The sequence below is a fragment of the Kitasatospora cystarginea genome (genome assembly GCF_039533515.1).
Taxonomy (GTDB): Bacteria; Actinomycetota; Actinomycetes; order Streptomycetales; family Streptomycetaceae; genus Kitasatospora; species Kitasatospora cystarginea.
In genome coordinates this window covers 1-22,872 of the sequence record NZ_BAAATR010000007.1, presented here as the reverse complement: position 1 = coordinate 22,872, position 22,872 = coordinate 1, and the positions used below count along the sequence as shown (strand labels likewise).

At 71.4% G+C, this 22,872-nt stretch carries 20 protein-coding genes and 1 pseudogene; 8 read left to right on the top strand and 13 right to left on the bottom strand.

Annotated features, from left to right (window positions below; genetic code table 11):
• The first annotated feature begins 2 nt into the window (after positions 1-2).
• Positions 3-638, top strand: a complete 636-nt coding sequence (locus ABD369_RS10285) for a TetR/AcrR family transcriptional regulator (protein WP_344635990.1) — start codon at positions 3-5, stop codon at positions 636-638.
• A gap of 133 nt (positions 639-771) precedes the next feature.
• Here the strand turns inward: ABD369_RS10285 and ABD369_RS10275 are convergent, their stop codons facing one another.
• On the bottom strand, positions 772-909 hold the full coding sequence (locus ABD369_RS10275; RefSeq protein WP_344635989.1) for a hypothetical protein: 138 nt from the start codon (positions 907-909) through the stop codon (positions 772-774).
• A 210-nt stretch (positions 910-1,119) separates the two neighbouring features.
• Between ABD369_RS10275 and ABD369_RS10270 the strand changes: the two genes are divergently transcribed.
• The 3 genes from ABD369_RS10270 (at position 1,120) to ABD369_RS10260 (ending at position 4,444) form a co-directional block, all read left to right on the top strand.
• A complete protein-coding gene (locus tag ABD369_RS10270; protein WP_344635988.1) occupies positions 1,120-1,791 on the top strand; it encodes a GNAT family N-acetyltransferase in 672 nt (223 codons plus the stop codon).
• A gap of 109 nt (positions 1,792-1,900) precedes the next feature.
• The gene (locus ABD369_RS10265; protein WP_344635987.1) at positions 1,901-3,979 is read left to right on the top strand and encodes a S9 family peptidase; all 2,079 of its coding nucleotides are present in this window, start codon (positions 1,901-1,903) and stop codon (positions 3,977-3,979) included.
• An 87-nt stretch (positions 3,980-4,066) separates the two neighbouring features.
• Positions 4,067-4,444, top strand: a complete 378-nt coding sequence (locus ABD369_RS10260; RefSeq protein ID WP_344635986.1) for a YrdB family protein — start codon at positions 4,067-4,069, stop codon at positions 4,442-4,444.
• Between the two features lie 160 nt (positions 4,445-4,604).
• Here ABD369_RS10260 and ABD369_RS10255 read toward each other — a convergent pair whose 3' ends face one another.
• From ABD369_RS10255 to ABD369_RS10230, 6 genes and pseudogenes are all read right to left on the bottom strand, one after another.
• Complete coding sequence (locus tag ABD369_RS10255) at positions 4,605-5,606, bottom strand: ABC transporter ATP-binding protein (protein ID WP_344635985.1); 1,002 nt, start codon at positions 5,604-5,606, stop codon at positions 4,605-4,607.
• Entirely contained in the window at positions 5,603-6,601 is a 999-nt protein-coding gene (locus ABD369_RS10250; RefSeq protein ID WP_344635984.1) for an ABC transporter ATP-binding protein, read from the bottom strand. Before ABD369_RS10250 ends, ABD369_RS10255 begins: the two co-directional genes overlap by 4 nt.
• The gene (locus tag ABD369_RS10245) at positions 6,601-7,587 is read right to left on the bottom strand and encodes an ABC transporter permease (RefSeq protein ID WP_344635983.1); all 987 of its coding nucleotides are present in this window, start codon (positions 7,585-7,587) and stop codon (positions 6,601-6,603) included. The genes ABD369_RS10250 and ABD369_RS10245 overlap by 1 nt, the downstream gene beginning before the upstream one ends.
• Positions 7,584-8,462: an ABC transporter permease gene (locus ABD369_RS10240; protein ID WP_344636189.1), complete on the bottom strand. Its 879-nt coding sequence runs from the start codon at positions 8,460-8,462 to the stop codon at positions 7,584-7,586. Before ABD369_RS10240 ends, ABD369_RS10245 begins: the two co-directional genes overlap by 4 nt.
• Before the next feature lie 361 nt (positions 8,463-8,823).
• On the bottom strand, positions 8,824-10,578 hold the full coding sequence (locus ABD369_RS10235; RefSeq protein WP_344635982.1) for an ABC transporter substrate-binding protein: 1,755 nt from the start codon (positions 10,576-10,578) through the stop codon (positions 8,824-8,826).
• 298 nt (positions 10,579-10,876) lie between these two features.
• Positions 10,877-11,057, bottom strand: a pseudogene (locus tag ABD369_RS10230) (transposase); the annotation flags it as partial.
• A gap of 198 nt (positions 11,058-11,255) precedes the next feature.
• On the opposite strand from ABD369_RS10230, the gene ABD369_RS10225 reads away from it, so the two are divergent.
• Together ABD369_RS10225 and ABD369_RS10220 are read left to right on the top strand one after the other, a co-directional pair.
• Entirely contained in the window at positions 11,256-12,050 is a 795-nt protein-coding gene (locus tag ABD369_RS10225) for an SDR family oxidoreductase (RefSeq protein ID WP_344635981.1), read from the top strand.
• A gap of 348 nt (positions 12,051-12,398) precedes the next feature.
• Positions 12,399-13,580 (top strand): alpha/beta fold hydrolase, encoded by a 1,182-nt coding sequence (locus ABD369_RS10220; RefSeq protein WP_344635980.1) that lies wholly within the window; start codon positions 12,399-12,401, stop codon positions 13,578-13,580.
• An 82-nt stretch (positions 13,581-13,662) separates the two neighbouring features.
• Here ABD369_RS10220 and ABD369_RS10215 read toward each other — a convergent pair whose 3' ends face one another.
• The 5 genes from ABD369_RS10215 to ABD369_RS10195 are packed head-to-tail and all read right to left on the bottom strand — an operon-like array spanning position 13,663 to position 20,273.
• Positions 13,663-14,994 (bottom strand): NAD(P)/FAD-dependent oxidoreductase, encoded by a 1,332-nt coding sequence (locus ABD369_RS10215; protein WP_344635979.1) that lies wholly within the window; start codon positions 14,992-14,994, stop codon positions 13,663-13,665.
• Positions 14,991-15,785 (bottom strand): ABC transporter ATP-binding protein, encoded by a 795-nt coding sequence (locus tag ABD369_RS10210; protein WP_344635978.1) that lies wholly within the window; start codon positions 15,783-15,785, stop codon positions 14,991-14,993. Before ABD369_RS10210 ends, ABD369_RS10215 begins: the two co-directional genes overlap by 4 nt.
• Entirely contained in the window at positions 15,782-17,695 is a 1,914-nt protein-coding gene (locus tag ABD369_RS10205) for a dipeptide/oligopeptide/nickel ABC transporter permease/ATP-binding protein (protein ID WP_344635977.1), read from the bottom strand. Before ABD369_RS10205 ends, ABD369_RS10210 begins: the two co-directional genes overlap by 4 nt.
• Positions 17,696-17,697: 2 nt before the next feature.
• The gene (locus ABD369_RS10200) at positions 17,698-18,684 is read right to left on the bottom strand and encodes an ABC transporter permease (protein ID WP_344635976.1); all 987 of its coding nucleotides are present in this window, start codon (positions 18,682-18,684) and stop codon (positions 17,698-17,700) included.
• A 5-nt stretch (positions 18,685-18,689) separates the two neighbouring features.
• A complete protein-coding gene (locus ABD369_RS10195) occupies positions 18,690-20,273 on the bottom strand; it encodes an ABC transporter substrate-binding protein (RefSeq protein ID WP_344635975.1) in 1,584 nt (527 codons plus the stop codon).
• 132 nt (positions 20,274-20,405) lie between these two features.
• On the opposite strand from ABD369_RS10195, the gene ABD369_RS10190 reads away from it, so the two are divergent.
• Both ABD369_RS10190 and ABD369_RS10185 read left to right on the top strand, forming a co-directional pair.
• Complete coding sequence (locus ABD369_RS10190) at positions 20,406-22,136, top strand: DUF885 domain-containing protein (protein WP_344635974.1); 1,731 nt, start codon at positions 20,406-20,408, stop codon at positions 22,134-22,136.
• A gap of 159 nt (positions 22,137-22,295) precedes the next feature.
• The gene (locus ABD369_RS10185; RefSeq protein ID WP_344635973.1) at positions 22,296-22,496 is read left to right on the top strand and encodes a DUF5132 domain-containing protein; all 201 of its coding nucleotides are present in this window, start codon (positions 22,296-22,298) and stop codon (positions 22,494-22,496) included.
• 15 nt (positions 22,497-22,511) lie between these two features.
• On the opposite strand, the gene ABD369_RS10180 is transcribed toward ABD369_RS10185, so the two are convergent.
• The coding region (locus ABD369_RS10180) for a transposase (RefSeq protein WP_344635972.1) at positions 22,512-22,872 on the bottom strand (361 nt) is incomplete at its 5' end.

Genomic DNA, 22,872 nt, shown 5'->3' with positions numbered 1-22,872 from the left:
CGGTGACCCGCGATGACGCGGACATCCTGCGCCGGGGTCTTGCCGCCTTCGCCGAACTCGGCTACCAGGGGACCACCGTCCGGGAGTTGGCGAAGCGACTCGGTGTCAGCCACAACTACGTCAATGACCGCTACGGCTCCAAGGAGCAGTTCTGGCGTGCGGTGGTCGACTTCGGCATCGCAGGCCACGTGGCGGACCTGATGGCCTCGTTCGAGCAGACGGACGACGTCGACGTGCTGCGGGCCGTGGTCACCCGGTGGTTCACCCTTGCCGCCGGCACCCCCGAAGCGAACCGCATCATCGCCGAGGAGTCGGTCCGCGACTCCACCAGGCTCGACTACCTGGCCGAAAAGTACACGCGTCGATTCTGGGGCGAACTGGCCCCGGTCATCCAGCGGTTGATGGACAGCGGCCGGATGCCGCAGGTGCCGCTGCTCCTGGTCTTCGTGGCCCTCAACGGTCCGGCACTGGCACTGACACATCAGAACATGCACAACCGGCTCGGATCGGCGCTGCCGGACACGGACGAAGACAGGATCCGGATGGCCGAGCAACTGGCGCAGCTGGTCGTCGGGGGCCTCGTGACATCGGGCCCCGGCCGTCAGGAGGTGCCGGCCCGCACCAGCCCCGACTCATAGGCCGTGATCACGGCCTGGGTGCGGTCACGGACGTTCAGTTTGCCGAAGGTGCGGGTGATGTGGGCTTCATCCTGCCGGGGCTAGCCGGGCAGTGCGCGTTTGCTGTGCGGTGGATGGCCTGGTTGATGGCCAGTCAGCCGTCGTAGGAGAAGCCGACCAGGTGGATCCGTTCCAACCCGAGCCCGGCGAGGACCTCGCTGAGCCAGGCCGCGTTCTCCGTGGAACCGGCCGCGACGGCGCGTTGGATGCTGCGGCCGGGGTCGTCCAGCATGTCGATTGCGTAGACCGGGTGGTGCCGGCCCAGGGTGGCGATCTGCGAGTACCAGTTGGAGTTGGGGCTCCGTCATCGTGAGCCGTCCTAGGCTGGCGCTGTGACCGCATCGGTTCACCGGCTCGGCGCCCCAGCCGAGAGCCTGAAGGCCGTGCCTTCCCTTCGATATCCAGTGGTCGCGGTGGCGAGAGATCGGGAGAATTTTTGACCATGAGCCTGATGACACACTGGCCGCTTGCTGGACTGCGGCTGACCACCCCGCGATTGGAACTGCGGTTGCCGAGTCCGGGCGAGCTCGCCGCGTTGGCCTCTCTGGCTGCTGAAGGTGTGCATGACCCGGCCGTGCAGCCGTTCACGGTCGCATGGACCGACGTCGCGCCTGAGCAGCGGGCTCAGAGCGTCCTGCAGTACCACTGGCGCTGCTGGGGCGAGTGGCGGCCGGAAGACTGGGAGTTGAACCTCGTAGTGCTGCAAGACGGCGTCGTCGTGGGCACACAAGGCATCAGTGCCCGGGACTTCGTGATACGTCGTGAAGTACACAGCGGCTCGTGGCTCGGCAGGAGATACCACCATCGGGGCCTGGGTACCGAGATGCGCGCCGCAGTTCTCCACCTGGCCTTCGCCGGACTCGACGCGCAGCACGCCGTCTCCGGCGCATTTGCTGACAACACAGCTTCGCTGGGGGTATCAGGCAAGCTGGGGTACCGCGACGACGGCATCGAGCATCACGTCGTACGCGCACAGGCCGCCGTACTCCGCCGGCTTCGCCTCACCTCTGAGCAATGGCGAGAGCACCAACTGGTTCCAGTGAAGATCGAGGGACTGCAGGAGTGCTTGCCCTGGTTCGGCCTGGGTTCACCACACAGCTCCAGCGGCTCATGACTCCAGGGGGTTTGGTCGTAGGCGCCGCGCACGTGAGGCACGATTAATGTGTGACATTTCACATGTCAGGCTACTGGCCGGGCACCGCACGCGCGACCACGATCGAGCCGTGACCCTCACCGACCCCTTCCTCGCCCTCAGTGCCCGTACCGGCAGGTTCACCTTCGGCGCGCCGCGCGCGTACACCCTCGCCGAGGACGGCTCCCGGCTGCTGCTGCTCCGCTCGACCGGTCCCGAGGATCCCGTCGACCGCCTCCACCTGCTCGACACCGCCACCGGCGAGGAGCGGCTCGTCGCCGACCCCGCCGCGCTCGCCCCCGGCCGCAGCGGCCACCGCGACGAACTGCCGACCCTGGAGCGTCGGCTGCGTGAGCGCATCCGGCTGGTCGCTGCCGGGATCGGCGGCTACGCGGCCACCGCCGACCTCTCCACCGCGGTCTTCGTCCTCGACGGCCGGCTGTTCCGTACCGACACCGCCACCGGCACCAGTACCGAACTCCCCGTCGCCGGGCCCGCGTTCGACCCCCGGCCGGACGCCACCGGCGAGCGCGTCGCCTACGTCGCCGAGGACGCCCTCTACGTCACCCCCGAGCCCACACCGCTCTCGCCCGCCGACGGCGCCCGCTGGGGCGTCGCCGAGTTCGCCGCCGCCGAGGAGCTCGGCCGCTCCCGGGGCCACTGGTGGCGCCCGGACGGCGGCGCGCTGCTGGCCGCCCGGGTGGACGAATCCGCCCTCCCCCGGCGGTACTTCGCCGACCCGGCCCACCCCGGCGACCCGGCCGAGGACTTCGCCTACCCTCAGGCCGGCGGCCCCAACGCGGACGTCCAGCTCTGGGTGCTCGGCCTCGACGGCAGCCGGGTCCGACTGCGCTGGGACGCCGCCGCGTTCCCGTACGTCTGCGCCGCCTCCTGGGCCTCGGACGAGGAACTGCTGCTCACCGTCGCCGACCGGCTGCAGCAGAACGTGCTGCTGCTGACCGCCGACCCGGCCACCGGCGAGACCCGCGAACTCTCCCGGACCACCGACGAGTTCTGGGTCGACGACCTGCCAGGTACACCCGCCCGGCTGTCCGACGGCCGGCTGCTCACCGCCCACGACACCCCGCAGGCCCGCGGCCTCGCCCTGGACGGCGAGCCGCTGGACACCACCGGGCTGCAGATCCGCCGGGTGGTCGGGCGGTGGCGCGGCCGGCTGCTCTGCGAGACCGGCCGGGGCGACCCGGCCGACCAGTACGTCCACCTGATCGACCCGGACGGCGGCGCCCCCGAACTCCTCACCACCGGGCCGGGCGCGCACTCCGCGCTCGCCGCCGCAAACACCCTGCTGCTCACCTCCGCCGACGCCGAGGGCATCCGCCGCCGCCTGCTGCTCGACGGCCTTCTCGACGGCCGAGAGCTGCAGCTCGCCGACCTGAGCGCCGCGCTGCCCCACCGGGTGCGCCCGCAGCTCGCCCGGGTCACCGACCGCGCCCTGCCCACGGCCGTGGTGTACCCGCGCGACCACAGTCCAGGCCGCGGGCTGCCGGTACTGCTGGACGTCTACGGCGGGCCCGGCTTCCAGGCCGTGGCCGCCGAGCCCCGCCGCTGGCAGCTCCGCCAGTGGTGGGCCGACCAGGGCTTCGCCGTGGTCACCACCGACAACCGCGGCACCCCGTTCGTCTCCCCGGACTTCACCCGGGCGATCTTCCGCCGCTTCTCCCAGGTGGCGCTGGACGACCAGGTCGACGCCCTGCACGCGCTCGCCGAGCGCCACCCCGACCTCGACCTCGGCCGGGTCGGCGTGCGCGGCTGGTCGTACGGCGGCTACTTCGCGGCGCTCGCCGTGCTGCGCCGCCCGGACGTCTTCCACGCCGCCAGCGCGGGCGCCCCGCCCACCGACTTCCGGCAGTACGACACCGCGTACACCGAGCGCTACCTCGCCCTGCCCCAGGACAACCCCGAGGGCTACGCCGACGACTGCCTGCTCACCGACGCGCCGGGGCTGACCAGGCCGCTGCTGCTGATCCACGGGCTGGCCGACGACAACGTCCACCCCTCGCACACCCTGCTGCTCTCCGAGGCGCTCACCAAGGCCGGCCGCCCGCACAGCGTGCTGCCGCTGCCGGGCGTGACCCACCTGACCCCGGGCGGGGTGAACGAGCAGGTCACCCAGGCCGAACTCGCCTTCCTGCGCTCCGCTTTGGGGTGATCCATTGAGTTCTCCGGGACGGGCTGCGACACTCCGCGTGGTCGCCGCCCGTCCCGGGCGGCGCGGCGAGACGGGGAGAGCGCACGGATGAGGATCGACGGACCCGGCCCGGTCGGGCAGCGGCAGTGGACACCGCTGACCGTGGTCAACGGCGGACTCGCCTTCGGGCTGGAGCTCGCCATGCTGGCGGCGCTCTGCTACTGGGGGTTCAGGACCGGCTCCAACCTGGTGCTCCGGCTGCTGCTGGGGCTCGGCGCGCCGGCTCTGGCGGCCACGCTCTGGGGCCTGTTCCTGGCCGCGGGCGGGCCGAGGTTCCGGCAGCCGCTCGCCGTGGAGATCGTGCTCAAGCTGCTCGTTCTCGGCTCGGCCGCGCTCGCCCTGTACGGCACCGGGCGGACCACCCTCGCGACGGTGTACGGGGTGCTGGTGGTGGTCAGCGTGGCGGTGGAGTACAGCACCCGCTGACGGGCCGTCGGACAGGGGCGCCGCACCGGTGGTGCGGCGCCCCTGCCGCTTGCGCCAGGCCATTTCCAGGTGACCCGTGACACGCGAGACATCACCTCGCGCTTCATCGAAGGCGTGCCCCGAAGGCGAGCACGGCCGATGCGCGAGCGCGGCCGATGCGCTACAGGCCCGGTCCTCGGACCTCCGGGAAGTGGCAGGCCGCCTGCCGGCCGCCCGGGCCGACGATCTGCAGCAGAGGACGCTCCGTCCGGCAGCTCTCCTGCGCCTTCGGGCAACGCGGATGGAAGGTGCACCCGGCCGGCGGGTTCGCCGGGCTCGGCGGGTCGCCGAGCAGCACGATCCGCTCCCTGGTCCGCTCCGCCGCCGGGTCCGGCAGCGGCACGGCGGACAGCAGCGCCTTCGTGTACGGGTGCGCGGGGTTGCCGTACACCTCGGCCTTGTCGCCGATCTCGACGATCCGACCCAGGTACATCACCGCGACCCGGTCGCAGACCCGCTTGACCACCGAGAGGTCGTGTGCGATGAACACGTACGCCAGGCCGAGCTCCTGCTGGAGGCGCTCCATCAGGTTGACCACCTGGGCCTGGACGGAGACGTCGAGCGCGGAGACCGGCTCGTCGGCGATGACCAGCTTCGGCGAGGTGGCCAGCGAGCGGGCGATGCCGATGCGCTGCGCCTGCCCGCCGGAGAACTCGTGCGGGTAGCGGTCGAGGTGCTCGGGGGTCAGCCCGACCAGTTCCATCAGCTCGCCGGCCCGCTCGCGAGCGTCCGCCGCGCTCGCCCCCTGGATCAACAGCGGCTCGGAGACGATCCGGGCCACTGTCTGCCGGGGGTTGAGCGAGGAGTACGGGTCCTGGAAGACCATCTGCAGGTTCCGCCGGTGCGGCCGCAGCTGGGCCTGGGAGAGCCCGCCGATCTCGGTGCCCTCGAAGGTGACGGTGCCCGAGGTCGGGTCGAGCAGCCGGACGATCATCCGCCCGGTGGTGGACTTGCCGCAGCCGGACTCGCCGACCAGGCCGAGCGTCTCGCCCTTGCCGACGTCGAAGCTGACCCCGTCCACGGCCCGGATCGGTGCGCCGGGCCGGCCGGTGCGCCGGGGCCGGCCGGGGAAGGTCTTCACCAGGTCCCTCACGGACAGCAGGGTGTCAGTCGTGACCGTCACGGCCGCGCTCCTTCCGGCACCAGCGGCAGGTGGCAGGCCGCCTGGTGGCCGGGGGCGAGCGGTCCGAGCGCGGGGCGTTCGGCCAGGCAGCGGGCATGCTCCTCGGTGGACGCGGCGGTGGTGCGGGCGCAGCGCGGGGCGAAGGAGCAGCCGGGGGCGGGGGAGATCAGCGACGGCGGGCTGCCGGGAATGACCCGCAGCGGGGCGTCTTCGGTGTCGTCCAGGCGGGGCAGCGAGTCCAGCAGGCCGCGGGTGTACGGGTGTGCCGGGGCGGCGAACAGCCGGTCTACCGGGGCCTGTTCGGCCGCCCGGCCGCCGTACATGACCAGCACCTCGTGGGCGACCCGGGCGACCACGCCCAGGTCGTGGGTGATCATGACGACGCCGAGGCCGCGCTCCTGCTGGATCCGGGCGATCAGGTCGAGGATCTGCGCCTGGACGGTGACGTCGAGGGCCGTGGTGGGCTCGTCGGCGATCAGCAGGTCGGGTTCGCAGGCGAGCGCCATGGCGATCATCACGCGCTGGCGCATGCCGCCGGAGAACTGGTGCGGGTACTCGTCGACCCGGCGGGCCGGTTCCGGGATGCCGACCTCGGCCAGCATCTCGACCGCCCGTGCCCGGCCGGCCTTGCGGGAGGCCTTGAAATGCACCCGGTAGTGCTCGGCGACCTGCTCCCCGACGGTGTAGAAGGGGTGCAGGCTGGACAGCGGGTCCTGGAAGATCATCGCGATCCGGCGGCCCCGGACGGTGCCCAGCTCCCGCTCCCCGAGCCCGCCCAGCTCCTGCCCGCTCAGCCGGATCGAGCCGGTGACGGCGGCGCCTCGGTGCAGGCCCATGACGGCGAGCGAGGTGACCGACTTGCCGCTGCCGGACTCGCCGACCAGGCCGAGCGTGCGGCCGGCCTCGACGGCGAAGGAGATGCCGTCCACCGCCCGGACGGTGCCGCGCGGGGTGTCGAAGGAGACCTTGAGGTCCTCCACCTCCAAGAGGGACATCAGTACCTCACTCTCGGGTCGACGTACGCGTAGAGCAGATCGACCAGCAGGTTCGCGACGACGATGAAGGAGGCCGCGAGCAGGGTGACACCGAGGATGACGGGCTGGTCGGAGCGGACCAGCGCGTCGTAGAACAGCCGTCCGACACCGGGCAGGCCGAAGATCGACTCGGTGATGACGGCGCCGGCCAGCAGCCCGCCGAGGTCCATGCCGAAGATGGTGAGGATCGGCGTCATCCCCGAGCGCAGCCCGTGTTTGACGGCGACGGTGCCGGCCGGCAGGCCCTTGGCCCGGGCGGTGCGGATGTACGGCTCGGCCATCGCCTCGATCATCGAGTTGCGGCTCTGCCGGGCGTACATGGCCGCGTACAGCAGGGCCAGGGCGATCCACGGCAGCAGCAGGTTGGAGGCCCACTTGACCGGGTTCTCGGTGAACGGGTGGTACGCCGGGTACGGCAGCAGCCCGGCCGTCCGGACGATCCCCCAGATCAGCATGATCGAGGTGAAGTAGACCGGCAGCGAAGCGGCGCCGACCGAGAGCACCATCAGCGTCTTGTCGGTGACCCCGCCCTTGCGCAGCGCCGAGGTGACGCCTGCGCCGAGGCCGAGGACCAGCCAGAGCACGGCCGCGCCGATGGCGAGCGAGACGGAGACCGGCAGGCGGTCGGTGAGCAGGTTCCAGACCGGCAGCGAGTACTCGTAGGAGTAGCCGAGGCAGGGGAAGCCGCAGTGGGTGGCGCTGGGCCCGCTGCCGTAGTCACGCCCGGCGAAGATGCCGGTGATGTAGGTGGCGAACTGCTCCCAGACCGGCTTGTCCAGGCCCATCGCCGTCTTGACCTCGGCGACCCGCTCGGGGCTGCAGGTCTTGCCGCAGGCGGCCACTGCCGGGTCGGAGGGCAGCAGGTAGAAGATGGTGAAGGTGATCGCGCAGACGGCCAGCAGGATGCCGGCCGCGGCGAGCAGTCGACGACCGAGGTAGAGGATCACGACCGGCCTCCCCGGGGGTCGAGGATGTCGCGCAGCGCGTCGCCGAGCAGGGTGAAGGCGAGCACGGCGAGGAACAGGAAGACCGTCGGGATCAGGAAGTACGTCGGGTCGGTGTCGTAGAAGCTGATGCTCTCGGCGATCATCTGGCCCCAGGACGGTGTCGGCGGGCGCACGCCCACGCCGAGGTAGCTGAGCGCAGCCTCGGTGGCGATCATGCCGGGGACGAGCAGCGTGGTGTAGGCGATGATCGGGCCGGAGACGTTCGGCAGGATCTCCCGGGTGAGGATCCGCCAGGAGCGCGCGCCGCCGACCTTGGCGGCCTCGACGTACTCGCGGTGCTTGAGCGAGAGGGTCTGGCCGCGCACCACGCGGGCGATGCCGGGCCAGCCGAACATGCCGATCACCAAGGTCATCAGCAGGATCCGGTTGACGTCCTCGGCCACCGACATCATCGAGATCATGAAGATCAGGGATGGGAAGGACATCGTGAGGTCCATCAGCCGGGAGAGCACGGCGTCGGTGCGGCCGCCGAAGTAGCCGGCCGCGATCCCGACCAGGGTGCCGGTGACCACGACCACGGCGGTGGCGGTGAACGCGATCAGCAGCGAGACCTGGCCACCGTGCAGCACCCGGGCGAACAGGTCGCGCCCGGTCCCGGGTTCGACGCCCAGCCAGTGCCGGGTCCCGATCCCGCCGAAGTCGCCGATCGGCAGGCCGCCGAGGTACGGGTCGATCGCGCGTTTGTCGAACTCCTCGGGGGACCAGCCGCCGAGCGCGCTCAGCGGACCGGCCAGTGCGGCCAGCAGGACCAGGAGGGCGACCGTGACCAGGCCGAACCGGGCCGAGCTCTTGGCCCGGAGCTGGTCCCAGACCAGCCGCCACGGCCCACAGCCGGCGGCCTTCGCGGGGCCCGCCTCCGCGACCGGCGCGGTGACGGGCGCTGTGACTCCTCCTTCGCCTCCGGCTGCTCGTGATCCGGTGTCGACGCCCGCCCCCGGCCTTGGCGGCTGGGTGGGGGTCCCCCCAGCCGCCAGGCTGGGGGATGTGCCCCCAGCTCCGGCACTCTCCCCCAGCCTCCGGGCCCGGGGGTACCCCCGGCCGAGGGCTGGGGGACGGGCGCCCCCTCCGCTCGCTCGTCGCTCGTCCCCGCGGCGGAGCCGCTGATCGTCACGGTCGACACCGGCGGCGCGGTCTTCGGCCCCCGAAGGGGTGGTGTTACCCATCACGGACGGCCCCTCAGCCCTTGCTCTTGGAGGGGTCCTTGAGACCGATGGTGGCGAAGTCCCACTGGCCGGTCCAGACCGGGTGGCCGAAGGCACCCGCCACGTTGGTGCCGGCCAGCAGCGGGCGGCGCTGCCAGAGCAGCGGTACGGTGGGCGCCTTCTTCAGCAGGTCCTCGCTGAGCTGCATCCACGCCTTGTTGGCCTCGGTGACGTCGCTCATCGCGTTGATCTGGTCGATCCGGTCCGAGGTGGCCTGGTCGCGGAACTGCTCGACGTTGCCCTGGTTGCCCTTCTCCTTGATGTTGCGGCCGTCGAAGACCATGGGCAGGAAGGTGGCACCCGACGGGTAGTCCGGGCACCAGCCGAGGATGGCGAGGTCGGGCGCGCTCTTGGTGTCACCGATGGTGTCGTAGTAGACCGACGGGTCGGCGGTGGTGATGGTGACCTGGATGCCGGCCTTGCCCAGCGACTGCTGGAGCGCCTCGGCCCGGGTCTTGTCACCGGAGGAGACGGTCAGCGAGACCTTGAGGTCGGTCTTGCCGGCGTCCTTGAGCAACTGCCTGGCCTTCTCCGGGTCGCCGGTCGGGGCGATCTTCAGGGTGTCCTGCTTGGCGCCGCCGCTCAGTGCGGGCGGCAGGTAGGAGGTGGCCACGTCGGCCATTGCCGGGCCGCCGTACGCGGTGACCTGGGCGTCCCGGTCCACCGCGTACATCAGCGCCTCGCGCACCTTCGGGTCGTCGAACGGCGCCTTGGAGGTGTTTGGGTAGAGCATGTCGGTGCAGCCCTGTTGCTCGGCGATCAGCCGGGACTTCACGTCCGGCTTGGGTAGCACCTTGGCGATCGACTCCGGGCGCAGGTTCATCCACTCGACGGCGGAGGCGTCCGCGCCCTCGCTCGCGATGATCCGGTCGTCGACCTGGCCGCCCTTGAGGCCCTGGACGACGACGATCTTGTCCGGGTATGCCTTGCGGACCGGGTCGGTGGACTGGTCCCAGTTGCTGTTGCGGACCAGGACCAACTGCTTGCCGCGGTCGTAGGTCTCGATCTTGTACGGGCCGGAGGAGAACGGTCGCAGGTCGTACTGGGTGCCCTTGTCCTGGGACTGCGGCACGGGCGCGAAGGTCGGCAGGGTCGCGGTGTAGGAGAACTCGGCGACCGGGCGCTTGAGGTGGAAGACGACGGTCTTGTCGTCCGGGGTCTCGATGCTGGCCAGGTGCTCGCCGTTCAGCGGGCCCTTGTAGTTCTCGCCCCCGGCCAGGTACTGCTGGGCGTAGTCGGGGCCGCCGGTGAGGTCCGGGGCGAAGGAACGCTCGACGTTGTACTTGATGTCGGCGGACCTGATCGGAGTGCCGTCCTCGTACTTGACGCCGTCCTTGAGGGTGAAGGACCAGGTCTTCCCGCCGTCCGAGGATCTGCCGAGGTCGGTGGCGAGGTCGGGGACGATCTCGCTGCCGGCGGCGCCCGGCTCGGCCTTGAAGGTGACCAGGGTGCGGTAGAGCAGCCGGATGCCGAAGTCCATGTTCGGCATGGTCCAGTTGCGGGCCGGGTCGAGGTGGGCGAAGTCCTGGTTGGAGAGGACGGTCAGGGTGCCGCCCTTGACCGGGGTGCCGCCGACGATCGTCCCGGAGGCGGCGCCGGGGGCCTTGGCAGTGCCGGCCGCCGAAGCGTCACCACCGTTGTCGCTCTTGTCGTTCTTGCAGGCCCCGAGGCCGAAGGTGAGGGTCGCCGCGAGGGCTGCCGCGAGGGCGGCGTGGGTGCGCCTGGTCATGTAGCAACTCCGCTGTGGGGGGCCTGCCGTGAAGCCCGTGATCCGCCCCGGTGGGTGGTCCGAGGCCCGACCGGGAGGGCGACCGTCGAGGTCTGGCCGCTCCACCGTGTGACCCGTAACATAATAATGTGAAATTGCACTGCACAAGAGGTGGCGCCGCCCGTTATCGAGCTGTGTCCGTGCCGCACCTCCCCGGCCCCGCACGGGAGTTCACCGGCGGCCCTCCTCCAGATCGCGTAGCGCTTCAGAACGACTGCACCGGCTGCGACGAGCTTGTGGGGTGGTCAGCCAGCTCGGCGCCGACGACGAGTTCGGGGTCGCGCATGCCCCGACGGCGGCAGTCACGCAGCAGGTCGGCCCACGACTCGGCCGACTCGCGTAGACGCTCCGCGGGCGCGATCAACTCCTTGGTGCCGTCCCGCCGCACCCCGAGCAGTACGCGAGCACGCCTGCCCGAGCCGGACTTTCGGGTGCACGCCGTGGCCCGCACACCTTGCGGCAGGGCGTGGGACCGATGGTGGCCAGCGAGCGGCTGGCCGAGTGGCCTCTCGATTTCAGAGGAACCAGACACCCCGGCTCGCTGAGCTTCCGGGCGCCCCTTGAGACGACTGGGAGCACCTCGGTGGGAGGCGGTCGAGGGGCGTATGGTGCAAGCTGCCAGCATGGGTCCCAATGGTGTGAACGCCGAGAATGCCGACAACACCAAGGCCACGACCCAGGGCGGCGCACCGTTGTCGGGCTGCGTGGCGCTGGTGACCGGTGCGTCCAGCGGTATCGGGGCAGCCACGGCCCTGGCACTGGCCCGGGAGGGGGCGGCGCTCGCGCTGGTGGCCCGGCGCACCGAGCGGCTGGAGGAACTGGCGGCGACGATCAGGGTGGCGGGTGGCTCGTGCGCCGCCATCACCGCCGATCTGCGTGACAGTGCACGGGCCCGGCGCGCCGTCGAGGAGGCCGTCAGGCGGTTCGGGCGGCTGGACGTGTTGGTGAACAACGCCGGCTACGTCGCGATGGGGGCGGTCGAGGACATCGACCCCGAGGATCTCGACCGAATGGTCGACCTCAACCTGACGGCGGTCCTGCACATGTCGCAGGCGGCGCTGCCGCATCTGCTGCGCGCGGCGGCGTACGGCCCGCGCGGGGTTGCCGATCTGGTCAGTGTCAGCTCGGTCGCGGGCCGTGTGGTGCGCCGAAACAACGGCGTGTACTCCGCGACGAAGCACGCGGTGTGCGCGTTCAGCGAGGCCCTTCGCCAGGAGTCGACCGGACGCGGCGTCCGGGTGGGCGTGGTCGAGCCGGGACTGACCTCGACGGAGATGGCGACCGGCCCCGGGTTCGCCGCAGCCCGCGGCATGGCGCAGGACTCCTGGCTGCGGGCCGAGGACATCGCCCGATCCATCGCCTTCATGGTCACCCAGCCCCCGCACACCGCGATCAACGAGATCATGGTGCGCCCGACGGCCCAGGAGCATTGAACCCTGCCGGCGGCGGAGTGGGAACGCACCGACTCGCTCCGCCCGTTCGGACTGTCCGTCCTCGCCCGTGTGGGCGGCCCCGCCCGGTAGCCTCGGGAAATTCATCCTGTGGGGGATCATCATTGCGTGGATCATCCTGGGGCGGATCATTCCGACGGTGCTGCGCCGTCACCGGGGAGCGTCCTCGCGGCCGAGCGGTACGGCCTGCCGCGCGTGGCCGGAGGGGCACCGGGGGGCGTGAAACTCCCTCGTATGCGCGTTCGCCTGGGTCAGCCCGCTTAGGAGTGTGTAAACAAGGAAAAGAGGTGATGGGCGGCAGCTGGGTCCGGCGGCTGAGACGGAGCGCGGATGAGGCAGGACGGGCGTGCCATGAACGGGCTGCTCGCGGTGATCAGCCGGGACTGGGTCGGGCTGCCGATCGCCCTGCTGGTCGGCGGAGCGGGTGCGTGGAGTCTCGGGCTGAGCGGGACCTGGGCCCGTGTGATCGGCGGGATCGTGGTCGCCGTCGCCGTACTGATGGTGCTGGGATCCGTCCGTCATCTGGTCTGCCTCGCCCAGGTGCGGGCGAAGTGCCCGCCGCCAGGTCGGCTGGTGGACGTCGGCGGATACCGGATGCACGTGCTGGTCGAAGGTGAGTCCGCGACCAAGCCGACGGTCGTCTGGCTGCCCGGCGGGCACGCGTCCGGCCACGAGTTCCACCGGCTGCACGCGGTGCTGCGGGAGACGACCCGGTCGGTCCTGGTCGACCGGCCCGGATCGGGGTGGAGTGATGTCGGCCCGTTCCCGCGGACGACGGCGACCGAAGCCGTGGAACTGTTCACGGCTCTGGAAAGAGCCGGCCTGGACGGGCCGTTCGTCCTGGTGGGGCACTCCTTCGGCGGGCTGCTGGCCGCCAACGCCGCCCGGCGCCGGCCGGAGCTCGTGGCAGGGCTGGTCCTGCTCGATCCGACGCCTCCCGACGTCATCGTCTACGCGATGCCGAACCGGTCCTTGACGCGATCCCGGGCGACTCACCTGCGGGCCGCACTGTGCCATCTGTTCGGCATTCACCGTGGCCGTGGTCGTGGCACGGACGGGCCGCAGGGTGCCGTCGAGCCGGCCCGGACGCCGCCGGCCTGTACGACGCAGATCGATGCCTTCAAGACGGGGTCGGACTGCGCCGCCGCGTCCATCTACAGCGAGCTGTCACCGATCGGGATGGCCCGGCGGGGGTGGCAGACCGTGGTCTATGACGGCGATCTGGCGGACCTGCGCCTCCTGCTGGTCACTCCTCGGGACCTCACCGGTGGCGATGAGATACTGGATGCCGTCGGTGATCCCGTCCAGGCCGAGCGGCTGCGCCGCTTCTACCTCAACACCAGATGCCGGTTCCTGGCCACCTCGACCAGGGCGCGTCGGGTCTACACCCCGGAGGGCACCGGGCACAACTTCCCGCACGAGGTACCGGAGTTCGTGACCGAGGTGGTGCGGAATCTGGTCGACGAGATCGCGGAGGAGCGGCGACCGCCGTCCAGCGAGCCAGGCGGCTGACCGACACCCGGCGGCCGGTGTACCGCGGGCAGCTCGTGTGTGACAACTCCCTGAGCACGGAGACGACTTCCCCCCCGTTCCGTCAACCCATGACGGAGCGGGGGGAGTCCTTGTCGACGGGGCGCTTGCGGGAGAAGGCTCCCAGGTTGACGACGTTGCCGGTGTGTTCGCAGGTGTAGTGCACGGGGTCGCGGTCGTGGTCGTGCCCGGCCTCGATGCGCTCGACCAGGATGGCGAGGAACCGGCCGGCCAGCGGGGCGTTCTTGAACTGGTTGCCGCTGGTGCCCATGGCGACGTAGTAGCCGCCGAGGTCGGTGCGGTCGTAGATCGGTGTCCAGTCGTCGGCGACGTCGTAGACACCGGCGGTGCCGCTGGGCCGGTTCGGAACGGCGAGTCCCGGGAAGCGGCGCGCCACCCGGGTCACCTGGGTCTGGAACCGGCCCACGGTTGGATACGGCTTCGCGGTGTCGGGGTCGTCGATCCACTCCCGAGGGTCGCAGTCCGGGTCGGTCCCGCCGATCAGCAGGTGTCCGCCGGCGGCCGGGCGCAGATAGCTGCCGAGGTCGAGGTCGGCGAGCACCGGGCCGAGGGTCTTCTCCGTGCCGTAGCCGTGCGGCGCGGTGACCTGGTGGACCTCTTCGCGCAGCGGCCGTACCCCGACGGTGAACTCGGCGCCCAAGCCCGCCAGTTGGTTGAGTTCGCCCGACCACGGGCCGGCCGCGTTGATCACCACGGGAGCTGCCACGGCGGTGCCGTCGGCGAGCCGGACGCCCGACACCCGGTCCGCCCGCCGGTCGATGCCGACCACGGTGCGGTGGAACAGGAATCGCACGCCCAGCTCGGCCGCGGCGTCCGCCAGGTTCTGCGCCGCGAGCTGCGGGTCGTCGACGAAGCCGGCGTCGGGCATGAACAGGGCACCGAGTTCACCGGTCGGTCCGGCGAAGAAGGCGTCGTCACGGAGGGACTTCGGGGGCCAGTACCGTCCCGGGTCGATGCCGGGGACCCGCCTGCGCAGCGTCGCGGTGTCCCACAGTTCGTACGGGACGCCGAGATCGTCGAAGAGTGAGACGAAGGCCGAGGTCGGGGGGAACGGCGCGTCGAGCGCCACGGCCCCGGTGCGGTGGAACCTGGCGAGGGGACGCCGGCCGGAGCGGTTCAGGTACGTCGCCCAGTTGGACCAGTGGTGCTGTGACTCCCAGGCGGTGGCGACACCGTCCCGGGTGGAGTAGGTGAACCGGATGATCGCACTGGAGGAGCTGGTCGACCCGTGTCCGGCTCCGCCCGACTTGTCGAGGACGAGGACGCGCCGACCGGTGCGCGCCAGCTCGTAGGCGACGGCGGCGCCGATCACCCCGGCGCCGACCACCACCGCGTCCGCGCCCATCGGCACGGTGTCGGACCGTTCAGGAGTCATCGTGAGGTGTCCGTCCTGCGAGGCGGTGTGTGCAGACTCGGGGCGTCGGCGAGCAGCGAGCGGGTGTACGGGTGCTGCGGATCGGACAGCAGTTCCTCGGTCGGGGCGGTCTCGACGATCCGGCCGAGGTACATGACCGCGATGACGTCGGAGACGTACCGGACCGCGGCCAGGTTGTGCCCGATGAACAGCATGGACAGGCCCAGCCTGCGCTGCAGTTCACGGATCAGGTTGAGGACCGACGCCTGGACCGAAACGTCGAGCGCCGAGGTGATCTCGTCGGCGATCAGGACGCCGGGATCGACGGCGACGGCACGGGCGATGGCGACGCGCTGGCGCTGACCGCCGGAGAGCTGCCGTGGCAGCCGGTCCGCGACTCTCGGGTCGAGGCCGACCAGGTCGAGCAGTTCGGTGACGTGCGGCTCGCGGGCACCGCGGTCGAGCCTGCGGAAGGCGGTCGCCGCCTCGAGCAGGGTCTGCCGTACGGTCATCCGCGGGTCCAGCGCGGTGTCCGGGTCCTGGAAGACGATCTGGACCTGCCGGCCCAGCCGACGCCGGTCGCGGACCGTGCGGGTGTGAGCCGGACGGCCGCCGATCAGGATCTCACCCCCGCTGGTGGGCGCGAGGCCGACGATCGCCCGGGCCAGGCTCGACTTCCCCGAGCCGGACTCGCCCACCAGTCCGACCGTTCTGCCCTCGGGGACCTCCAACCGGACGCGGTCCACGGCCGTGACCATGCCGGTCGGCCCGTGGTACCGGACGGTGACATCACGGAGCGTCAGACCGGTCATGTGAGCGCCGCCTTGATGTGCGGTGCCGCCGGCGGCATCGGGTGCCAGCAGGCCACCCGATGGCCGACGCCGAGGTCGGACAGGGGCGGGTGCTCCTCCGCGCACCGGGCCTGGCGGTTGGTGCAGCGCGGCTGGAACGGGCAACCGGGGCCCGGGGAGAGGGGATCCGGCGGCAAGCCGTCGATGGTCCGCAGCGGGCGGTCGCGGTCGGCGGACAGGTCGGGCGCCGACTCGACCAGCGCCCGGGTGTAGGGGTGCCGCGCGTCGGTGGCGAGGTGGGCGGCCGGGAGGCACTCGACGATCAACCCGCCGTACATGACGAGGACTCGATCGCACAGGTCAGCGACGAGGGCGACGTCGTGGCTGATGAACAGGACCGCGGTGGCCGCTTCGCGCCGGATGCCGCGGAGCAGTTCCACGATCTGCCGCTGCACCCTGACGTCGAGCGCCGTCGTCGGTTCGTCGGCGATGATCAGCCGGGGTCGTGTCATCAGGCCCGTCGCGATCATCACCCGCTGGCGCTGGCCGCCGGAGAGCTGGTGGGGGCGGGAGCGCAGCAGCCGGTCCGGCGACGGCAGTGCCACCCGGGTGAGGGTGAGCCGGGCCTGTGCGAGGGCATCCGACCGGCTGAGGCCGAGATGGGTGCGCGCCGCCTCGGTGAGCTGTGTCCCGATCCGGAGCGACGGGTTGAGGGCCGAGGCCGGGTTCTGGAACACCATCGCCAGCCCGGTCGCGAGCTGCCTGTCGCGGGCCCCGGGGGTCATGGTGTCGACGTCGGTGCCCAGCAAGCGGTTGGTCCGCCAGGCGGCCCGCGCCTGCTCGGGCAGCAGGTCGGCGAGGGCGAGCGCGGTCAGTGACTTGCCGGAGCCGGATTCGCCGACCAGACCGACGATCTCCCCGGGGCGCAGGGCGAGGCTGATGCCGCGGACCGGGTGGCTCACCCCGTCGGGGGTGGCGATGGCAACCGTGAGGTCCTCGACCTCCAGGACGTGGTCGTCGGTGGCCGGGGGCACCGGGGAGGCGGGGCGCGCTGTCTGCCCGGGCACGCGTGGCAGGCCGCCGTGGCGTCGGGCGGCAGCCTGGGCCAGCACCTCGCCGAGCAGTTGGAAGGTCAAGGCGGCGTAGACGATGGCCAGGCCCGGCGCGATCGCCGGCAGCGGTTCGGCGTAGATGCGGTCCAGTCCCTGGCTGAGCAACTGCCCCCAGTCGTAACCGGGTGCCTGTACGCCCAGCCCGAGAAAGCTCAGCCCGGAGAGCGCGACGAGTGCGGAGCCCGCCGAGATCGTGGTGTTGAGCAGCAACGGCTCGGCGATGTTCGGCAGGACGTGGCGCCACAGGAGGCGGTGGCGACGCAGGCCCAGGACGCGTGCCGCGGCCATGAAGTCGGTGTCCGCGACGCGGGCGGCGAGGGTCTGGGTGAGGCGCGCGAAGCCCGGGATGGAGCCGATGGCGAGCGCCAGCACCGCACCGACCGCTCCGGCACCGAAGAGCACCGCGAAGAACATCGCGACCAGCAGGCCGGGGAAGGCCAGCAGGAGGTTGACCAACGAGCCCAACAGCCGACGGCTGCGGCCCCCCACGACGGCGGTGAGCGAACCGAACACCACCCCCGCCACCGCACCCAGCAGCGTCGCCGCGAGCGCGAGCACCAGCGAGAGCCGGGTGGCCGTCAACACCCGGGCGAACAGGTCGCGTCCGAGGTTGTCCGTCCCGACCGGGTGTGCTGCGGACGGCCCCTGCAACACCGCCGACAGATCCAGGCGTTCGGCCGCAGACCCCCAGATGACCGGCCCGGCGACGGCCAGGAAGAGCAGCGAGCCGGCCATGGCCACCGCCAGGACGGCCATCGGTGAGAGCACGGCGGGACGGGAGCCGACCCGTGGCGCCCGGGGAAGCAGCGAGGCCGTCAAGGTCACATCTCCCGGATCGTCGAGCGGGGGTCGAGCAGCCCGAGGAGCAGATCGACCAGGAAGTTCGCGACGAGCACCACCGTTCCCAGCACCAGTGCCATCGCCTGCACCACCGGGTAGTCGTGCGCGACCACGGACTGCGCGAGCGCCGAGCCGACACCCGGCCAGGCGAAGACCTTCTCGACGAGCACCGTCCCCGCGATCAGCGCGGGCAACAGGTTGCCCGCGATCGTCAACGACCCGACCAGCATGTTCGGTGCCACGTGCCGCAGGTAGAGGACGACGGCCGGCAGCCGCTTCGCCCGGGCGGTGCGGACGTAGTCCTCGGCGAGCACCTTGAGTGCCTCCACCCGAACGATCCTGGCCAGTACGGCAGTTGGCGCGAGTGCCAGCGCGAGCACGGGGAGCACGAGTGAGCGAGCGCCCGTCCCACCCGCGATCGGGAACAGTTCGAGACCGACCGCCAGCCCCGCCGTCAGGCCCGCGGCGAGCACGAAGTCCGGCAGACCCGTCAGCGCGGCCGTCGCGGCCGTGAACACCAGCTCGCTGCGCGGGTGCCGTCCGTCGCGGGTGCGGATCGCGGCGAGCAGTCCTGCCGGGAACGCGACGAGGACCGTGCAGAGGAAGGCCAGTGCCGCGATCTCCAGGGTGGCCGGCAGCCGCGTCCTGAGTAGCTCCGCGACGGGGAGGCCGGTCACCAGCGACACGCCCAGGTCCCCGTGGGCGAGACCGGACAGGTAGTGCCGGAACTGCGCCACGAGCGGTTGGTCGAGGCCGAGTTGGTGCCTCCTTGCGGCAACGAGTCCGGGTGCGGCGTCGATGCCCAGCGCGGCGCGGACCGGGTCGCCGGGGATCAGGTGGATCATCGCGAACGACCCGGTGAGCACGGCGCACAGCGACACGGTCAGCCGTACCGCGCGCCGGCAGCAGAAGGTCGACCACGGGTGACGCCGGGCCAGGACGGCGAGGCGGGCGGTCATGTCGCTCATCCCGGTCATCCGTGAAGCCGGATGCTGGTCGGGACGACCGCGCCGCCGAAGCCGACGGCGAAGGTCGTGCGGTACCCGTAGACCGTGCTCGCACCGTCCGCGATGGGCAGGGTGTCGGCCGAGCGGAACAGCGCGGTGGCCGCTTCGTTCCAGGTCGCGCACCCGGCCGTGTCGGGTTCCTGGAGGGCCCGCGCGACCAGCCGGGAGTACTCCGGGTTGTCGATGCCCGCGAAGTTCAGCCCCTCCGCGGGGGACGGGCCGGAGAAGAACGGGACGAAGGCGGCGGGAAGCAGGAATCCCGGGGTGCTGCCGACCACGACGTCGAAGTTCGCCTCCTGGTACATGGCGTTCACCAGCGCGTTGAGGTTCTCGCTGACGAGCTGGACCTGCGCGCCGAGCGCGGTCCAGCTGCGCGCCATCAGCTCCGCGACCGACGGCAGCGTGGCGCCGACGTCGGGACTGGTGATCAGGCGCAGGTGGAGGACGCGGCCGTCCTTGGCCAGTCGGCCGTCCGTCGTCCTCGTCCAACCCGCGGACCGCAGTGCCTGTTCGGCGTCGCCGGCGGGCAGGTTCGCCGCAGCCAGGTCCGTGTGGCAGACGGCGTCGGTCGCCGTGAAGTGGGTGGCCGCTTTCCCGGTGCCGCCGGCCGCGACGTTGGCGAGCCCCGCGCGATCCAGGGCGGCGACCAGGGCGCGCCGCAGGGCCGGGTCGCCCAGCGGCCGGCCGCGGCGCTCGTTGAAGAAGGTCAGCCCGACGACGGTCGGTACCTCGACCGCGCCCAGGCCGCGCCCGGTGAGCCGGGAGCGGTCCGGCCCGTTCACCGTCGCGATGTTCACACCGCCGGTGAGCAGGAGGTTCGCCACCGTGGAGGCCTGCGGTACCACCGAGACGACGATCCTCGCGGGCTGGCCGGGCGCCGCGTTGGTCGCTCCGCCCGGACCCCACGCGTAACCCTCGCGCAGGGTGAAGACGTACGGGCCCCCCGGGGTGTAACCGCTCAGTACGTACGGGCCGGTGCCCGAACTGGCTCGCGCCAGCGACTTCGGGTCCCTCAGACCGGCCGGGCAGACGATGGGGAGCAGGCCGAGGGTCCGGGTGAGGAAGCTGTACGGAGCCGCCGTCGTCACCGACACCGTGCCGGCCGGGTCGTCGGCCGTCGCGGTGAACGGGACGCTGGGCAGCGTCGCCTGGGCACCGGCCAGCTGGCGCCCCGGATCGCTCGCATACGTCAGGGCGTTGGCCACGTCGGACGCCTTGAGCACCGTCCCGTCGGAGCAGGTCACGCCCGGACGGAGGGTGAAGGTGGCCGAGGTGGCACTGGCCTGCCAGTTCGTCGCGAGGCCGGACACCACAGCCCCGTCTGCTGCCACGTTGATCAGTGAGTCGTAGGCGTAGCGGGCCGTCCCGGTGCCGAACGCGGAGTACGGGTCGAAGCTGGCGATCTCGGAAGCCGTCGCCACCCTGACTGTCCCGCCGATCACCACCGGGGAACTCGCGGACGGCGTGGGGAGGTTACCGCTGCACCCGGCCGAAGCGGCGATGACGGCGGCCACGACCGCGATCCGGACCGGGAGGGTTCGACGGTGCATGGCGGCCATCGTGCCACCGAGCGGCCGTCGGGCCGGAGCCGGAACGACTCGTTTCGTCCTTTCGGAGGACTTCGCTCAACGACGATGTCGTGCTGGCGGGTTGCCGGACCGCCACGCGACGACACTTGCTCCGTGACGACGCACCAGTCAGTTCAGAGCGCCCAGGAAAGCAGCGGAGAGATCGCCGAACTCGTGGGCAGATACTGGGACTTCCTGCTCGCCCGGGAGCCCTTGCTGCGGGTCCGGCGCGGGCTGCCCGTCGAGTCGCTGCCGGGCGGGTCCGCCGAGGAGGCCGAGGAGCGAGCCCGATTCGCACTCGACGTCCTGGAACGGGTCAGCGCGCTGGAGGCGGGCGGCCTGTCCGGGCCCGACGCCGACTCCGCCGGCTTCCTCGCGGCGCTGGCCGAACAGGACGTGCAGGCGGGCCGGTTCCATTGGCTGACCCCGACCGCCACGCCGTACCAGTTGTTCAACCTCTCGCTGTACGGCGACGCGGTGTTCCGCCCCTTCGTCTTCGGCGATCACAGCGATGTCGACCGGTACTTGGCGGTCCTGCACGATCTCGCGGCATCCGTCGGCACCATCGGTGACAAGGTGGCGGGACAGGCGGCGCGGGGCTTCCGGATCCCCGCCCCCGCCCTGCCCGGCGCCCACGCCACGATCACCGCGCTGCGCGCCTCGACCGCGCGCTTCGTCGAGGTGGACGACGGGCGGCTCGCCGGCCTCGAGCGGGCGAGCCGCAGCCGGCTGCGCGACGGGGTGACGCGGTCGGTGGCCGCGGAGCTGGAGCCGGCGTTCGACCGGTTGCTGGCCGTCATCGGGGATCCGGCCTACCTGGAGCGTGCCCCCGGGAGAGTCGGGTGGGCCCAGTACGAGGGCGGAGAGGAGGCGTACCGATCCTTCGTCCGGACCGGTACCACGAGCGACACCCCGCCCGAGCGTCTTCACGAACTCGGTCTGGAACACTGCCGTGAGCTCGCCGAGCGGATGCGTGCGGTCCGCTCCGCGCTTGGTTTCTCCGGGACCGAGTCCGAGTTCCACCAACGGCTAGCCGGTCAGTCCCGCCTCCACGCGCGGACCCCCGAGGACGTCGAAGCCTGCTACCGGAGCCACCTCGACCGGCTCTCGCTCCAGCTGCCCCGCTGGTTCGCGACCCTGCCCAGCGCTCCGTACGGCCTGGCACGCCTTGATCCGGCACTGGAGGCGGGCATGACGTACGGCTACTACGAGCAGCCCACCGCCGGCCAGCCCGTCGGGCGGTACCGGTACAACGGGTCGGATCTGTCGAACCGTTCACTGCTCGGCGCGGCCTCGCTGATCTACCATGAGCTCGCGCCCGGACACCACTTCCACCTGGCCCGTCAGGCCGAGAACGAGACCCTGCCCGACCTGCGGCGCGAAGTGGCCGCGTTCAACGCGTTCAACGAGGGCTGGGCCGAGTACGCGGCCGGACTCGGCTGGGAGATGGGCCTCTACGACGACCCTTGGGAGGCGTACGGGCGGCTCACCCAGGAACGGTTCACCGCCGCGCGTCTGGTCGTCGACACCGGCCTCAACCTCGGGACGATGGCGCTCGATCAGGCACGGGCGTTGATGCGGGAGCATTCGACGCAGTCCGATGTCCAGACCGCGACGGACCTGCTGCGCTACTCGAGCGACCTGCCGGGACAGGCACTGGCCTACCGCGCCGGGTACGTGGAGTTCCGCGCCTTGCGAGCGGATGCCGAGGCGCGTGCCGGCGCCGGATTCGACGTGCGGGTCTTCCATGACGTGGTGCTGGACGGCGGTGCGCTTCCGTGGCCTGCCCTGCGTCGCCGGGTGGCACGTGAGCTGGGAACGGACGGGAGAGGACCGAACGGGTGAACTAATGTGAACCGATTGGAACGCTCCGTAAGGCGCTGGCTTCGCTGTGTGAACGAATCAGTACGATCCGTCGGTCGAACGTTGCAGGTTCCAGTCCAGTCTTCTCCTGTGAGGTAACTGATGGTCGTGCCACCTGTTCTCCCTCCCTTTCTGGCCGGGATGATCGCGTCTCCGCTGGCGAAGAGAATCGTCAAGCCACTGGCGCGAGGAGTAGTCAAGGCGTCCGTGTGGGTGGTCATGGATGTGAAGAAGTGCGCCCAGGAGGCGCGCCACGGCATCCAGGACCTCGCCGCCGAGGTGAGTGCCGACATGAGGGGCGGCGGGCAGCCGGTGGGTGAGCTCGCGCCCGAGAAGGCCTAGGCAGTGTCCTGGCGATCACGAGCGAAGCCAGATGACGAGTGCGGCTGCGGTGACGGTGCCGAGGTAGACGTAGCCGCGCTTGTCGAATCTGGTCGCAACTGCGCGGAAGGCTTTGAGCTTGTTGATCGCGCGTTCGACGGTGTTGCGCTTCTTGTAGCGGTCCTTGTCGAACCCGGGCGGCCGGCCCCCGGCCCTGCCGCGTCGGATCCGGTTGGCGGCCTGATCGGCCTTCTCCGGAATGACGTGCCTGATTCCGCGTCTGCGCAGGTAGCGGCGGGTCCGGCGGTTGCTGTAGCCCTTGTCCGCGCTGACACTGTCCGGCTTGGTACGCGGCCTGCCGCAGGTCAGCCTCGGCACGCGGATCCCGTCCATGACC

Excerpts from the sequence above, each read along its gene's own strand:
- ABD369_RS10275 (WP_344635989.1), bottom strand. The coding sequence starts at position 909 with ATGCTGGACGACCCCGGCCGCAGCATCCAACGCGCCGTCGCGGCCGGT.
- ABD369_RS10270 (WP_344635988.1), top strand. The coding sequence starts at position 1,120 with ATGAGCCTGATGACACACTGGCCGCTTGCTGGACTGCGGCTGACCACC.
- ABD369_RS10260 (WP_344635986.1), top strand. The coding sequence starts at position 4,067 with ATGAGGATCGACGGACCCGGCCCGGTCGGGCAGCGGCAGTGGACACCG.
- ABD369_RS10250 (WP_344635984.1), bottom strand. The coding sequence starts at position 6,601 with ATGTCCCTCTTGGAGGTGGAGGACCTCAAGGTCTCCTTCGACACCCCG.
- ABD369_RS10235 (WP_344635982.1), bottom strand. The coding sequence starts at position 10,578 with ATGACCAGGCGCACCCACGCCGCCCTCGCGGCAGCCCTCGCGGCGACC.
- ABD369_RS10220 (WP_344635980.1), top strand. The coding sequence starts at position 12,399 with ATGAGGCAGGACGGGCGTGCCATGAACGGGCTGCTCGCGGTGATCAGC.
- ABD369_RS10215 (WP_344635979.1), bottom strand. The coding sequence starts at position 14,994 with ATGACTCCTGAACGGTCCGACACCGTGCCGATGGGCGCGGACGCGGTG.
- ABD369_RS10210 (WP_344635978.1), bottom strand. The coding sequence starts at position 15,785 with ATGACCGGTCTGACGCTCCGTGATGTCACCGTCCGGTACCACGGGCCG.
- ABD369_RS10200 (WP_344635976.1), bottom strand. The coding sequence starts at position 18,684 with ATGAGCGACATGACCGCCCGCCTCGCCGTCCTGGCCCGGCGTCACCCG.
- ABD369_RS10195 (WP_344635975.1), bottom strand. The coding sequence starts at position 20,273 with ATGCACCGTCGAACCCTCCCGGTCCGGATCGCGGTCGTGGCCGCCGTC.
- ABD369_RS10185 (WP_344635973.1), top strand. The coding sequence starts at position 22,296 with ATGATCGCGTCTCCGCTGGCGAAGAGAATCGTCAAGCCACTGGCGCGA.